Source organism: Solitalea agri, assembly GCF_023914155.1.
Taxonomy (GTDB): Bacteria; Bacteroidota; Bacteroidia; order Sphingobacteriales; family Sphingobacteriaceae; genus Solitalea; species Solitalea agri.
On record NZ_JAMWYS010000058.1, the window covers coordinates 255210 to 271226 of the forward strand.

Here is a 16017-nt window from a genome sequence, read left to right on the forward strand (position 1 = left end):
AATGCTGAATTACATTACTTGGGATGTGAGCCGGGAGATATTTTCGCTGGGTCCGGTTGTATTAAGATGGTATGGTTTATTGTTTGCCTCGGGCTTTGCAATAGGTTATTTCATTATGCGGAATATCTTTAAACAAGAAGGTATTAAGGAAGAGGTTCTTGACAAATTAACAATGTATATGGTTGTTTCAACCGTATTAGGTGCACGCTTAGGTCACTGTTTATTTTATGAGCCTGATTATTATTTAACTCATCCCCTAAAAATATTAATGATTTGGGAAGGTGGTTTAGCAAGCCATGGAGCTGCCGTTGGTATTTTGTTTGGCCTTTATCTATTTTCAAAGAATGTTAGCAAATTACCTTATCTATGGATATTAGATCGTATCGTAATTGTGGTAGCTTTAGGTGGAGCCTGCATTCGTTTAGGAAATCTCTTTAATTCTGAAATATATGGTAAGGTTACAGATGTTCCCTGGGCATTTCGCTTTGTCGTTTCTGATGGGCCAAATGCTTTACCACGCCATCCTACGCAAATTTATGAGGCCCTCTTTTGCCTTGCCTTGTTTTCTTTTCTACTTTGGTATTATTATAAGCATGTAACCAAACTGAAAGATGGAATTATTTTTTCTTTCTTTTTGATACTTCTTTTCGCTTTCAGATTTTTAGTGGAGTTTTTAAAAGCCGAGCAGGTTGATTTTGAGAAAGGCATGACTTTCAATATGGGTCAATGGCTTAGCGTACCTTTTGTATTAATCGGTATAATATTATTGATAAAACAGAGCAACACTCCTGCTCAAAATTACCTGATCACTGATCAGCAAAAACCAGCTGCATAATATTTCCAATCGTATAAAAATAAAAACGAGCAAAGAGAATATCTTGCTCGTTTTCTATTTATATAAATCAGTATTGCTTTCGCTTGTAGTCGAAATTATTATGCTTCTGCAACCAGAAGTGTTTCTTTCAGTTCTGGAGAAAATTCACGCATAAACTCTTCTGCTTTCAAAACCATTTCCTCTGAACCAATAAATATAGGGGTTCGTTGATGTATTTCTTTAACATTTAAGTCCATAATGCGTGTAAAACCATTGGTTGCACGTCCACCTGCCTGTTCTACAATAAAAGCTAATGGGTTACACTCATAAACCAAACGCAGTTTACCTTTTGGAGAACTTGCCGTAGTAGGATAAATAAATATTCCACCTTTGATCATATTCCGGTGAATATCGGCAACCATTGAACCTATATATCTTGAAGTATACGGTCGATTGGTTTCTTTATCTTCTACCTGGCAGTATTTTAAATATTTCTTCACGCCTTCAGGGAAATGAACATAGTTACCCTCATTCAGCGAATACATTTTTCCTGATTTCGGAAACTGCATATTTGGATGTGAGAAACAAAATTCACCGATGGAAGGATCAAGCGTAAATCCGTTTACTCCATGACCGGTGGTATATACCAACATGGTTGAAGAACCATAAATTATATAACCGGCAGCAACCTGATCAACTCCTTTTTGCAAAACATCCTCTTTTGTACAAGGACCAGATTCTGTTTTACGACGATAAATAGAGAAGATAGTACCAACGGCAACATTTACATCAATATTTGAAGAACCGTCAAGGGGATCGATCGCTACTATGTATTTAGCGTTACGTGATACTTCGCTGTTTATTTGAATCACGTCTTCGTTTTCCTCTGATGCGATGAGGCAGCATTCACCGCCACTTTGTAAAGCAGAGATAAATTGGTCGTTGGCATAAACATCAAGTTTTTTAACGGCTTCACCTTGCACGTTCATTGTACCGGCTTCACCTAAAATGTCAACTAGTCCTGCTTTGTTTACTTCGCGATTGACGATTTTGGCCGCAATGCCTATGTCTCGTAATAATCGGGAAAGCTCCCCCTTCGCATAAGGAAATTCGGCTTGGCGCTCAATGATGAACTGACCAAGCGTCATTACTTTTGTCATAAAGTTTATTGAAATGGTGACTCGAAAGTAAGGCAAATTTTGTGCTTAGGGAAATATACCTCAGGTAAAAAAAGGCTCTTAGTGTAGCAAATACACGGTTTTTTTATGTAAAAACGCTAAACTTTCGGCATGATTTATAGCGAAATTGGAAACCATTATCCGAAAGTATAAAAACATGCAAAAAATTAAGCTTTTTTAAATTATTAAGCATTTTTTGTGTTCCTACCACCTTTTGAGTTCAATAACCTCCAAATCATGAATTTTTCCCTCTGTAATAGAAAATCGAATGAGTGTTCTAACCTGGTGAAAACCTTCCTTTCCGTATGCTCCGGGATTAATGTGAAGGAAATTATATTGCTTATCGTAGATAACTTTTAAAATATGTGAATGCCCACAAATGAACAAGTCGATAGGCTCTTTTAGTAATTCGGGTTTAAATTTAGGATTATACTTTCCGGGGTATCCACCAATATGAGTCATCAGCACTCTAACCTGCTCACAACTAAAACGATTAATGAAAGGGAACTCCCCTTTTATCTCTTGTCCATCTATATTTCCCCAAACACCTCTAAGTGGCTTAAATGCTTTTAACTTTTCTAATACCTCTATGGCCCCCACATCGCCGGCATGCCATATCTCATCTACATCTTTAAAATGTTCAAATAAAACATCATCAATATAACTATGCGTATCAGAGAGAAGGCCGATTCTTTTCATATAGAACTGAGATTTGAGTATTGAGATTTTAGATGTACAATTTTAGATTTTTGATTGGAAATTAATGCACTCTAAAAGATGGTTAGGAATTCTTGAGCTACTGCTTTGTATTGCTCTGAGTGTTTGCCGGGTGAGTCGTAGATCACAAATTTCTCTAATTCCGGCTTCTTAAGGGCTTTTGAAAACGAACGAATAATTCGCTTTACGCCAGAATGATCAAATGAATGAATTTCAATTGTCTGGTAAGGATAGAAACCGGTTTTGAGAGCTTCGTTTGTAAAATGCTGCATCTCATTAACGGGTAGAATAATCCAGCAAGAGCCGTTTTCGTTCATCATACTTCCAATTTTAATGACCAGATTAAGAAAAAAAGCATCATCAACGTGCCTGGCCGTTTCTTTTTTCTTTCCTTCAGATTTTAATGAATTGATAAAGTATGGAGGATTCGATACTATCAGGTCATATTTGTTTTCAGGTTGAAAATCAAAAACAGAGGAATGAAAACATTGAAGACGGCTTTTCCAAGGAGATATCATGAAATTATCATGAGCTTGCGCGGCTGCTTCGTTTTCAATTTCAACAGCATCGATAGTGGCGTTTGTCCGTTGAGCCAAAATCAATGCTATCAAACCGGTACCAGTACCGATATCGAGTATGCGTTTACAGTTTTCAGTTTCAGTCAAGGTTCCTAACAAAACACCATCGGTACCCACTTTCATGGCACATTTGTCATGATAAACTTTAAACTGCTTAAACTGAAAGTACTCTTTAGACATTGATGTTTAGGATTGTGTGTTATGGGTTATGGGTTACGGATTATTAGTTTCAAGGATTTAAAATTTCAATCTTATTTGATCTCGAAATCCCCCCCGGATTGATCCCTAACTTTCCTTCCGGAATTTCTGTTCCAAGGTCTTTATAATAATCAATCCAAACCGGAAAGAATTCATTGCTTCCGGGTCGCTTAAAGGTCATTGGCTCTAACTTGAAAAAAGGTTTGTTATGGTTTGCATATTTAAATGCATCGTAAATAAGCTCCGAACAATAATATTTTTCATTATTGTAAAGAAAAACATCATCATACTCAACACCTAGTTTTGAAACTGAAAACGTCAATGCTTTATCAATTACTTGTTGACTGATCTTCGGACGTCCGATATAAATTTTATGAGTAGTTCTGCCAGTAAATCTTTCTAAAGGAGTTAACTGAACCTTAGCACCAATTGCTTCAATAATAAATACCGAATCTGCTTTAATATAAACCAACCCTATATGCGAAAAATGATTACCTCCATAACTTTGAGTTACCTGTTCAATAGCATCGCACAAGGGGCCACAATCCAAGTCTTCAAATAATAGATCACCATTTTTGAGTTGAATTTTATCCAATGTTTGTCCAGAAACAATGGAACAAATTACCGTTAACAAGAAAACGATTGTAAAGCAAATTCCTCTGATCATATAAAAACACTAATAAATTTAATTTCAGAAAAAAAGCCCCGAATAATCGGGGCTCTTTATTAACAATATTCTGATTTTTGGGTTTTACTCACCTAAGTAACCGTGTAAAACGTTATCGTAAACATTTTTTGCAGCAGGAACTTTTCCAAAAGCCTCTCCATCAACTAACATTTCGTTTAATGAAGTTACATTTCCTAATAAGCTGAACTCTACGCCGCTGGTCGACATGAATTCAACAAAAGCTTCTTGCTGCTCAGGTTTAACTGAAACAACAACACGTCCCTGTGCTTCGCCAAATAAGAAAGCATCTTTACGGATACTGTCGTCAGACTCAATGCTAAATCCAAAACCGTTATGCATTGCTGATTCAAACAAAGCAATGAATAAACCACCGTCAGCCACGTCGTGAACTGAAGCAACTAATCCTTCTTTGATTAAACCTTTAATAGCCTGGTGCATATCATACTCTTTTTCTAAATCGAAATAAGGAGCAGGATATTTATCAACGTTATGGTATGAAGCTAAATATTGAGATGCAGCGATATCATTTTGTGATTCACCTACTAGGTAAATCAAATCATCAGCATTTTTAAAGTCAATGGTGGTAAGCGTTTTCTTGTTATCTAAAACACCTAGCATACCAATTGTCGGCGTTGGGAAAACCGGTCCTTCATCACTCGACTGATTATAGAAACTTACGTTACCACCGGTAACAGGAGTTTCAAACTTTGTACAAGCTTTGCTCATACCTTTAATCGCACTCACAAACTGCCAGTAAACTTCAGGAATATAAGGATTACCAAAGTTCAAACAGTTAGTAATAGCAACAGGCTCACCACCAGCACAAACAATGTTACGGGCAGCTTCAGCAACAGCAATGGCACAACCTTCTTCAGGATCAGCGTATACATAACGAGAGTTACAATCAACCGTTAATGCTAATGCTTTATCGGTACCACGAACATCAACAACACCAGCATCACTCGGACGGTTGGTAGTCATGTTTAAAGTACCTACCATTGAGTCGTATTGATTGTAAACCCAATGTTTAGAAGCAATATTTGGATGCGAGATCAAATGATCTGCAACTTCTTTTAAATTTTCAGGCTGTTTAACGTCTTCAATTTTGAAGGCTTTATGTTCAGCCATGTAAGCAGGCTCGCGATACTCGCGGTGATAAACCGGAGCACCTCCACCTAATACTAAATCTTCTGCAGGAACATCAGCAACCAGAGTTCCGTGCATGTAATAATGTAAACGCTTAGTATCAGTAACCTCTCCAATAATGGCACAGTTAAGATCCCATTTATCGAAGATCGCCTCCACAATTGCCTCTTTACCTTTTTCAACCACAATAAGCATACGCTCTTGTGATTCAGAAAGAAGAATTTCCCAAGGCTTCATGTTTTCCTGACGAGTTGGTACCTTATCAAGATCGATACGCATACCGTGCTCACCTTTAGCCGACATTTCAGAGTTCGAACAGATAATACCTGCCGCACCCATATCCTGCATACCTACTACCGCACCTGATTGAATAACTTCAAGGGTAGCTTCCAATAATAATTTTTCCTGGAAAGGATCTCCTACCTGAACAGAAGGTAAATCGTTTACCGAATCTTCTGTAATATCTTTTGATGCAAAGGCAGCACCGTGAATACCATCTTTACCTGTAGCAGAACCCACAATGTAAACCGGATTTCCAACACCGTAAGAAGTAGCTGAAACAGTTTCGCCTACCTTTACAATACCTGCCGACATGGCATTTACCAGTGGATTTACGTTAAAGCTTTCGTCGAAGAAAACCTCACCGCCAACAATTGGAATACCGAATGCGTTTCCATAATCGCCAATGCCTTTAACAACACCTTTCACCAACCATTTGGTACGATCAAGGTTAATATCGCCAAAGCGCAATGAGTTTAATTGGGCAACCGGACGGGCTCCCATGGTGAAAATATCGCGATTAATACCTCCTACTCCGGTAGCAGCGCCTTGATAAGGCTCCAATGCCGAAGGGTGGTTATGTGACTCTATTTTAAAGCAGCAAGCTAAGCCGTCGCCAATATCAACCAATCCGGCATTTTCTTCACCTGCTTTGGCCAACATACGTGCACCTTCTTTAGGTAAAGTTTTCAACCAAACGATTGAGTTTTTGTACGAACAGTGCTCACTCCACATAACGGCAAAAATGCTCAGTTCGTTGAAGTTAGGCGTGCGTCCTAAAATTTCTTTGATTTTTTCGAATTCTTCAGGCAAAAGTCCAAGATCTTTTGCGGTTTCAACAGTGGTTAACTCCAGATGTTCCAATGTAACAGTGGTTTTTGAAATGAAAGTGCAAAGATATAAAAAGAATACGTGCGGGCTAATAAATGATTGAATTTATTAGTCTCGCACGTAAAAGTTATGTTAAAAAAAGCCTAATGTAACAGGCAAATAATGTGGTAGTAGTTATTTAATGGTTGGCTCTACAAATGTACGCTGACCAAGTTCTGTATTTAACAAATACAAAGCAGAACTATTATCGCCAATCATTTGAAGTTTTTTTAACAGATTTGAAATAGAAGCTTCTTCTTCCACTTGTTCGGCGATGAACCATTGCAAGAAATTATGTGTTGCATAATCATTTTCTGTTAATGCCTGCTTTACCAAACCATTAATGCTTGCAGTTACTTTTTTCTCGTGGGCCAAAGTAACTTCAAAGGCATGGATAATAGATTTAAAGTCTGTTTCGGGAGCCCCAACACCTTTCATGGTCACTTTGCCCCCTACTGCATGGATATAATCAAATTGTTTGCCTGCATGAAAAAGTTCTTCCTTTGATTGAACCCGAAAGAAATTTGCAAAGCCATCCAATTCCTGATCCTGAAAATAAGAACAAATAGATAGATATAAATTAGCAGAAAAGAGTTCGGCGTTGATCTGCTCATTGAGCATGTTTTCCATGTTTTTACTGATCATAATTCTTCAAATTTTCTCTAATTTATACGTTGGGTTTTATTTATCCTATAATTTATAGAATATTTGAACATCATAATTACTAATCATTAACCTTATATGTCTGATATTAAAAATGTAGCTGTAATCGGCTCCGGAACCATGGGAAACGGAATTGCACATACTTTTGCCCAATTCGGTTTTAAAGTTTCACTAATTGATATTTCTCAGGAAGCGTTAAATAAAGGCTTAACAACAATTGCTAAAAATCTCGATCGCCAAGTAGCCAAGGGATCATTAACCGAATCGGATAAGGAATCTACCTTAAATAATATTACCACCTATACTGATTTAAAGGAAGGTGTGGCTAAAGTTGAGCTGGTAGTTGAAGCTGCTACCGAAAACATTGATCTTAAACTGAAGATTTTCAAAGATCTTGACGCCTGTACTTCTCCAACTACTATTTTAGCTACTAATACTTCTTCTATTTCAATTACTAAAATAGCTTCAGTTACTTCAAAAGCTGATAAAGTAATAGGGATGCATTTTATGAATCCGGTGCCGGTTATGAAACTGGTTGAAGTTATCAGAGGTTATGCAACTAGTGATGAAGTAGCTGCAATTACAATGGAATTATCTAAAAAGCTGAACAAAGTTCCGACAGAAGTAAATGATTACCCAGGGTTTATTGCCAACCGAATTTTAATGCCGATGATTAACGAGGCTATATATTCATTATATGAAAGCGTTGCCGGCGTTGAAGAAATTGATACTGTTATGAAACTAGGAATGGCCCATCCAATGGGGCCTTTACAGTTAGCCGATTTCATTGGGTTAGACGTTTGTTTGTCTATATTAAATGTATTGCATGATGGGTTCGGTAACCCTAAATATGCTCCTTGCCCATTGCTGGTTAATATGGTTACTGCAGGATATAAGGGTGTAAAATCAGGTGAAGGTTTCTATAAATATACAGCAGGAAGCAAAGATTTAGTAGTTTCTGATAAATTCAAAAAATAAATTGTGAAAACTTTTTTCACTTTTTTTTAGAATAATATTTCGCAATCATTACCTTAGTGTAATAAATACACGATAAAATCTCAGAAACAATATCTACTCTCGAAATATAATTTTAATTTAATGCAAAAGCTCAATCATTTATTTTGATTGAGCTTTTATTTTTAAAACTAAATTTCAAAATTTCCATTTTATCAATACAAACACTAAAAACAACAGTGTTTATTAATAATTACATGTAAATTACACTATTTCATTATAAATTAAACAAATTTAAACGCTTTGTTTTGAAATTATAATAAACATTCTTATTTTTAGGAACCAATTTTTCAATACCCGATTGAAGTTATCAGACAAAGATTAGTTAAGTAGTAAGTTAGGAGAACCAGAATGATCAACCACGGATTACCAGAGAAGCAAGGCCTGTACGACCCTGCACATGAGAAGGACGCTTGCGGAGTTGGCTGTATCGTACAAAAGAACGGTGAACGTTCACATGAAATCGTTTACAACGGTTTACAAATTCTTAAAAATCTGCAACACCGCGGCGCTTCGGGTGAAGACCCTTATGCGGGTGATGGAGCAGGTATTTTAACCCAATTACCACACGCTTTCTTTAAAAAGGTATTGGCTGATGCTGATTTCTCACTTCCTGATGAAGAGGAGTATGCAGTAGGTATGACCTTTTTGCCTCGCGACGAAAAGGATGCCCAGCTTTGCAAACAACTAATAGAAGAAGTGGTAGCCGAAGAAAAGGAAACTTTTTTAGGATGGAGATTGGTTCCTTGCGATAATTCGTGTCTGTCAAAAAATTTACTTCATTTAGAACCTTCTATTTATCAGTTTTTTGTTCAGCGTACTGAAGCAGATTCAGAAGCATTTGAGCGTAAACTTTATATTATCCGCCGTCAAATTGAAAAGAAAGTAGCGGCAAGTGAAATTGAACAAAAGAAATTCTTTTACATCACATCACTTTCTTCTCGGGTGATTGTTTATAAAGGAATGTTTAATGCATGGCAGCTGGAAGATTATTTCCACGATTTCAAAAATGAATCCTTTGAAAGCTCATTGGCATTAATTCACCAGCGTTATTCAACTAACACCTTCCCTACCTGGAGTTTGGCTCAGCCGTTCCGTTATATTGCGCATAACGGCGAGATCAATACTTTGCAAGGTAATATTAACTGGGCAAAATCTCGTGAAGGCAACTTAGAATCGAGTTTGTTTGGCAATGACCTTGAGCGTTTGTTCCCAACTATTCAAAAAGGAAATTCAGACTCAGCCTCATTTGACAATTACCTTGAACTACTGGTTCAGTGTGGTCGCGACTTAGATCATGCCATGATGCTGATGATGCCTCAGGCATGGGAAAATGATGATCAGGTTCATCCAGACCTAAGAGGTTTTTATGAGTATGCTAACTCTATACTTGAGCCTTGGGACGGTCCAGCGGCCATGATGTTTACCAATGGTTTGCAAATTGGTGCTTGTTTAGACAGAAATGGTCTGCGCCCGGTTCGTTTCACCGAAACCTATGATGGTTATTTCATTATGGCTTCTGAAAGTGGAGTTCTTCCTATTCCTGAAGAGAAAATCAAGCGAAAAGGCAACCTTGGTTCTGGCCGTATGATTTTAATTGATACTACTACAGGTGATATTTTTGACGATAAAGCAATCAAAAAGCGTGTATCGGAAAAAGCACCTTATAAACAATGGATCGACGAGCACCGCATCCGCTTAAAAGATCTTCCTGCTCCGGCTCATGTAAATCAACCTAACCACGAGAATCTTCGTTTGGCTCAACGTGTATTTGGATACACCTACGAAGAGTTGCATATGTTGATGAAACCAATGGCCGATGAAGGTCAGGAAGCAACGTATTCGATGGGTAATGATACACCTTTGGCGGTATTGTCTGATCGTCCGAAGTTATTATACAATTACTTTAAACAACGTTTTGCACAGGTAACGAACCCTCCTATCGATTCGATCCGTGAAGACCTTGTAATGTCATTACGCATTGAGATTGGTGGTGCAAACAACATTTTAGAAGATAATCCTATCAACTGTAAAATGCTTGAAATTAGTCAGCCGGTATTTACCAATGATGAACTTGAGCAGTTAAAGCAGCTTAAAACGGCAGGATTCCGTTCAAAAGTGATAAATGTTTCTTATCCATTATATGAACAATCATTAGAAGCTGCACTTTCAGAGCTTTGTAAGAAAGTGGAGGAAGTTGTTGATCAGGGATATCGTTTGGTAATCCTATCTGATCGTCAACACGATCGTAATCATGCTCCTATTCCTACTTTATTAGCGGTTTCAGCAGTTCACCATTACCTTATTCGTGCAAACAAACGTGGTAAAATAGGTATCGTGGTTGAAAGTGGCGAGGTTCGCGAAGTACATCACTTAGCACTATTGCTGGCCTTTGGTGCCGGAGGTGTTAACCCTTATCTGGCATTTGAATCACTTACCGATATGGAGATGAGTGGTCAGTTGGAAAAAGGCATAAATGAAAGTAAAGCTCATAAAAACTACATAAGCGCTCTCAAAAAAGGCTTATTAAAGATCATGGCTAAAATGGGTATCTCAACATTGGTGAGTTACCAGGGAGGTCAGATTTTTGAAGCAATTGGTATTAATCAGGATGTAATTAATAACTACTTTGAGGGCACCTATTCAGCAATTGGCGGTGTTGGAATTGAAGAGTTAGAAAGAGAACTAAAAACCCGTCACGAAAATGCGTACAAAGTTGAAAAGCACTATTTTGACAAATTGTCAACCGGAGGTGAATATCATTGGCGCCAACAAGGCGAATACCATGCTTACAACCCTGAAACTGTTCACTTACTGCAACAGTCTGCATGGAAAAACGACCCGGAAACCTATGCAAAGTTTGCTGCCTTAGTAAATGATCGTACTCAAGAACTTAGTTTCTTGCGTGGATTATTTGACCTTGACGAAACAGAACTTCCACCCGTTAATATTGATGAGGTTGAACCGGCAAAAGAAATTGTTAAACGTTTCACAACCGGTGCGATGTCTATCGGTTCTATCTCTCGCGAGGCACACGAAACATTAGCAATTGCGATGAATAACCTTGGTGGAAAAAGTAATACCGGTGAAGGCGGTGAAGATGAAATCCGCTTTAAGCCCGATGCAAATGGAAACCTTCGTCGTTCGGCAATTAAACAGGTAGCGTCAGGACGTTTCGGCGTAACCTCAAACTATTTAGTAAATGCTGATGAGTTGCAGATTAAAGTTGCTCAAGGTGCTAAACCAGGTGAAGGTGGTCAGTTACCAGGGTATAAAGTTGATGATTACATCGCTAAACTTCGACATACCATCCCTGGAGTATCATTGATCTCTCCTCCGCCACATCACGATATTTATTCGATCGAAGACTTATCACAGTTGATCTTCGACTTAAAAAATGCCAACCGTTGGGCCGATATCAGTGTAAAACTGGTTTCATCTACCGGAGTTGGTACAGTAGCAGCAGGTGTTGCTAAAGCATTGGCTGATTCAATTACCATTTCGGGATACGATGGCGGCACAGGAGCTTCTCCTGCTACTTCAATTAAACATGCGGGTATGCCTTGGGAAATTGGTTTGGCTGAGGCCCAGCAAACCCTGGTGTTAAACAAATTACGCGGACAAGTTCGCTTACAGGTGGACGGACAGCTGAAGACTGGTAGAGACGTTGTGATCGGCGCATTATTAGGCGCTGAGGAATTCGGATTTGCAACTTCAGTACTGATTGCTACGGGTTGTATAATGATGCGTAAATGTCACTTGAATACCTGTCCGGTTGGTGTGGCTACACAGGATAAATACTTACGTACTAAATATCATGGTAAGCCTGAGTATGTTCAAAACTATCTGATGCTTGTTGCTGAAGATGTTCGTCAGATCATGGCTAAACTAGGTTACCGTAAGTTCGAAGACATGATTGGCCAAGTTCAACGCTTAAGTACGCATAAAGCTATTGACCATTACAAGGCACATGGCTTAGACTTCAGCCCACTGTTTGTAAAACCTGCTTCAGTTGATAACGTTTACCGCAATGTCAAAAAACAAGTTCATGCTATAGGCGAGGCTGTTGATAATGAATTAATTGCAGATGTCAAGGAAGCATTTGATGGCAAGAAATCAATTGTAGTAGAGAAAAAGATCTTTAACGTATACCGCACATTTGGTACCATGCTTGGAAGTGAAATTACCCTTCGTCATGGTGCAAAAGGACTACCGGAAGATCATATTGTATTGAACTTAACCGGTACTGCCGGACAAAGTTTTGGTGCGTTTATTCCAAGTGGATTAACGTTAAACCTTCGCGGTGATGCCAATGACTATGTGGGTAAAGGTCTATCTGGAGGTAAGATTATTGTCGCTCCTCCTCTTAAATCATCTTTAGAGCCACACAAAAATGTAATTGTAGGTAATACTTGTTTATACGGCGCTACTTCAGGCAAGGCATTCTTCTCGGGTTTGGCCGGACAACGTTTCGCGGTTCGTAACTCAGGTGCTAAGGCAGTTGTTGAAGGCTTAGGCGATCATGGTTGCGAATACATGACCGGAGGTATTGTAGTAGTACTTGGAAGTACAGGTAAAAACTTTGCAGCGGGTATGAGCGGTGGTATCGCTTACGTGTTTGATCAAGACAAGACCTTTAAGAAAAATTGCAACCTGAGCATGGTTGCTGTTGAAAAGGTAACTGATGAGGCTCGTCAGAAAGAGCTGTATGAGCTTGTTAAACAGCATTATGAATATACCGGTAGCCCTAAAGCAAAAGTTATTCTGAACAACTGGGCTCGCAGAGTTGAAGATTTCGTAATGGTTATTCCATTCGAATATCGCAAGATTCAGGTGCAACTTGACCGTAGCAAATCGACTGCAAGTGCTTTGCAACCTTCGGTTTTTAGCAATCAACCGATAAATACATTAGCAGTTGAAAGCAAGTAACACACACTCTTTTACTAAATGGGTGAACATTGAAACTCATTTGGTAATTGGTTAAATGATTAAAATGGTAGAACGATAAGAGCTAAACACTCTTAAATCAAAAGTATAATGGGAAAACCTACAGGATTTATTGAATACCCAAGAGAAGATATGCAAAAAGCGCCGGTAACGGATCGCGTTCAGCACTTTAATGAATTTGAAAAACCACAAAGCGAGCAGCGTGTAAAAACCCAGGCTGCCCGTTGTATGGGCTGTGGAATACCATTTTGCAACTGGGGCTGCCCGGTTTCAAACTTAATTCCGGAGTTTAATGATTTTGTTTACAAAGGCCAGTGGAAAAACGCTTATGGTACTTTAATGAGTACCAATAACTTCCCTGAATTTACAGGTAGAGTTTGTCCCGCTCCTTGCGAACCGGCTTGTACCGCATCATTGGTTGAAAAACCAATCAGTATTAAACAAATTGAGCTTTCGATCATTGAAAAAGCATTTGCTGAAGGTTGGGTAAAGCCTAACGTGGTTCCTTACCGTACCGGCATTAAAATAGCGGTAATTGGTTCAGGTCCGGCAGGTTTAGCAGCCGCTCAGCAATTGAATTTGGTTGGACATACTGTTACTGTATTTGAAAAGAATGATCGATTAGGAGGTTTATTGCGCTATGGTATTCCTGATTTTAAATTAGAGAAATGGGTAATTGATCGCCGTGTTGCTTTAATGGAAGAAGAAGGCGTTACCTTCAAAACTAATGCGCACGTTGGTGAGAACATCTCTATCGATGATCTTAAGACTGAATTTGATTATATCTGTTTATGCTGTGGTTCAGAAAAACCACGTGGCTTAGGAAACATTCCAGGTGCAGATAAAAAAGGTATTTATTTCGCCATGGAGTTTTTAACCCAGCAAAACAAAGAAAACCATGGCGATCAATTGCATCCGGAAGTAAAAATCGATGCGAAAGATAAACATGTGGTTGTATTAGGTGGTGGTGATACCGGTTCTGATTGTATTGGTACCTCTATTCGCCAAGGAGCAAAAAGTGTTACCCAAATTCAAATTCACAAGGCCTTACCTGAAGAACGCTACGAAAGTAACCCATGGCCAATGTGGCCTAAAACGTTCGCTACCTCTTCTTCTCAGGCCGAAGGCTGTGAGCGTATCTTCTCGGTAGTTAATACTGCTGTAAAAGGTGGCGATAAGATCGAAGCTTTAGAACTTCAACCAATTAAATGGCCAGATGGAGAAATCAAATCGGGACAACGTAATTATGAGATCGCTGGAGAAAAATATGACATCCCTTGTGATATTCTATTGATCTCATTAGGATTTGAACATGCAATTCATGAAGGTTTAGTTGATTATCTGGGCTTGGAAAAAGACAAACGAGGAAACATCAAAGTAGACAATTTCCGTACTTCTGATCCTCAGATTTGGGCCGCGGGTGATATGATTGAAGGGGCAAACCTAATTGTAACTGCTATCAACAGCGGACGCCAAATGGCTAGCACGCTAAAAAAATACATCAAATCGCAAAGCGAAAAATAGCTATTAAGGTTATCAGTTGATGAACTGAAAGTGCTGCGTACTAAATCATTCATCAACCAATTCTCATAGCTTACTAGGCATCGGTCGTAAAGGCCGATGCTTTTTTATTTACAAAAAACCGTTATTCATTCTAGTTCTTTATGCCTGCATAATTAATTTTATTTTCCTATGTTAGGCAAATAATCAAGGCCATAAATGCTTAACCGTTACGAGTACTATAAGGAAATATTTAAAAACATTCCAAAACCTTTTGCTTTCGTTGACCTCGATCTTTTAGACGAGAATATTGAAGAACTTAGAAAAAGATCTGGCGATAAAAAAATTCGTGTTGCCTCAAAGTCAATCCGTTGCCGGACTATTATCGAGCGGGTTTTAAAAGCCAATAATCAGTTTGAAGGGTTGATGTGCTATACTGCAACAGAAGCACTATGGCTCAATGAATTAGGTTATAATAATTTATTGATAGGCTATCCTACAACCGATTTAAACCAGATAGAACAGATTGCCATTGAAGTTTCAAAAGGTAAAAACATTTGCCTGATGATCGATAGTGAAGAACAGGCAAAAAGGATCGATGAAATTGGGAAAAATCACAATGTAAAAATTCCGGTTTGTTTAGATATTGATATGTCATCCGACTTTCCAGGAATACATTTTGGTGTTTGGCGATCGAACCTACGTACGTCAAACAATGTAGAAACCCTTGGCAAAAAGCTGCTAAAATACACCAACTTATCAGTTATAGGCATAATGGGCTATGAGGCTCAAATTGCAGGACTAGTTGATAACCTGGCCGGTAACGGCTTAAAGAATATTGTAGTCCGTAAGCTGAAGTCAAAATCGATCCAAGAATTAAGAAAACGTCGGGAAGAAAGTATTCAAAAACTCAAACAGCTTGGTTATAATTTGAACTTGGTAAATGGCGGTGGTACCGGAAGTTTAGAAAGTACGCGTGAAGAAACCGATGTTACAGAGGTTACCATAGGTTCAGGTTTTTTCAATTCTCATTTGTTCGATAACTATCAAAATTTTAAGCATCAGCCAGCTGCAGGTTTTGCAGTTGAAGTGGTTCGTAAACCAAAAGATGGAATGGTTACCTGTTTAGGTGGAGGCTATATCGCTTCAGGTGGAACCGGAAATGAAAAACAACCACTTCCCTATCTTCCAGAAGGCTTAAAGCTTACCCAAAATGAAGGTGCTGGTGAAGTGCAGACTCCTTTACAACTTACTAACGGTACAGATTTAAAGCTTGGTGATCCGGTGTTTTTCAGACACAGTAAAGCCGGCGAACTCTGTGAGCGTTTTAATGAGCTTTACCTTGTATCAAAGGGACAGATTATAGATTGTGTTAAAACCTATCGAGGTGAAGGAAAATGCTTTTTGTAGCCTAAATCAATACAA

The 16017-nt window shown here is 38.5% G+C and carries 11 protein-coding genes; 5 read left to right on the top strand and 6 right to left on the bottom strand.

All coding sequences use genetic code 11. The features are described 5' to 3' along the window. The first annotated feature begins 1 nt into the window (after nt 1). On the top strand, nt 2-835 hold the full coding sequence (gene lgt / locus NF867_RS17205; RefSeq protein ID WP_252589632.1) for a prolipoprotein diacylglyceryl transferase: 834 nt from the start codon (nt 2-4) through the stop codon (nt 833-835). A gap of 98 nt (nt 836-933) precedes the next feature. Here lgt and fbp read toward each other — a convergent pair whose 3' ends face one another. From fbp to NF867_RS17235, 6 genes are all read right to left on the bottom strand, one after another. Then, complete coding sequence (gene fbp / locus NF867_RS17210) at nt 934-1974, bottom strand: class 1 fructose-bisphosphatase (protein ID WP_252589633.1); 1041 nt, start codon at nt 1972-1974, stop codon at nt 934-936. Nucleotides 1975-2196: 222 nt separating this feature from the next. Next, nucleotides 2197-2691, bottom strand: coding sequence for a metallophosphoesterase family protein (locus NF867_RS17215; RefSeq protein ID WP_252589634.1), 495 nt, complete (start codon nt 2689-2691; stop codon nt 2197-2199). A 71-nt stretch (nt 2692-2762) separates the two neighbouring features. Then, nucleotides 2763-3467 carry a tRNA1(Val) (adenine(37)-N6)-methyltransferase gene (locus NF867_RS17220; RefSeq protein ID WP_252589635.1) on the bottom strand — a complete coding sequence of 235 codons (705 nt, stop codon included), beginning with the start codon at nt 3465-3467 and terminating at the stop codon, nt 2763-2765. A 49-nt stretch (nt 3468-3516) separates the two neighbouring features. Then, nucleotides 3517-4152, bottom strand: coding sequence for a YiiX/YebB-like N1pC/P60 family cysteine hydrolase (locus NF867_RS17225; RefSeq protein WP_252589636.1), 636 nt, complete (start codon nt 4150-4152; stop codon nt 3517-3519). 84 nt (nt 4153-4236) lie between these two features. Further along, the gene (gene purL, locus NF867_RS17230) at nt 4237-6462 is read right to left on the bottom strand and encodes a phosphoribosylformylglycinamidine synthase subunit PurL (RefSeq protein WP_252589637.1); all 2226 of its coding nucleotides are present in this window, start codon (nt 6460-6462) and stop codon (nt 4237-4239) included. Nucleotides 6463-6603: 141 nt separating this feature from the next. Next, a complete protein-coding gene (locus NF867_RS17235) occupies nt 6604-7113 on the bottom strand; it encodes a ferritin (RefSeq protein WP_252589638.1) in 510 nt (169 codons plus the stop codon). Nucleotides 7114-7209: 96 nt separating this feature from the next. Between NF867_RS17235 and NF867_RS17240 the strand changes: the two genes are divergently transcribed. The 4 genes from NF867_RS17240 to NF867_RS17255 all read left to right on the top strand — a co-directional run bounded on the left by NF867_RS17240 (nt 7210) and on the right by NF867_RS17255 (nt 16002). Beyond that, nucleotides 7210-8109, top strand: a complete 900-nt coding sequence (locus NF867_RS17240) for a 3-hydroxybutyryl-CoA dehydrogenase (RefSeq protein ID WP_252589639.1) — start codon at nt 7210-7212, stop codon at nt 8107-8109. 387 nt (nt 8110-8496) lie between these two features. Beyond that, entirely contained in the window at nt 8497-13074 is a 4578-nt protein-coding gene (gene gltB, locus NF867_RS17245) for a glutamate synthase large subunit (RefSeq protein ID WP_252589640.1), read from the top strand. Between the two features lie 108 nt (nt 13075-13182). After that, nucleotides 13183-14616, top strand: a complete 1434-nt coding sequence (locus NF867_RS17250) for a glutamate synthase subunit beta (RefSeq protein ID WP_252589641.1) — start codon at nt 13183-13185, stop codon at nt 14614-14616. 195 nt (nt 14617-14811) lie between these two features. Beyond that, nucleotides 14812-16002: an amino acid deaminase/aldolase gene (locus tag NF867_RS17255; protein ID WP_252589642.1), complete on the top strand. Its 1191-nt coding sequence runs from the start codon at nt 14812-14814 to the stop codon at nt 16000-16002. The last annotated feature ends 15 nt before the right edge of the window (nt 16003-16017 follow it).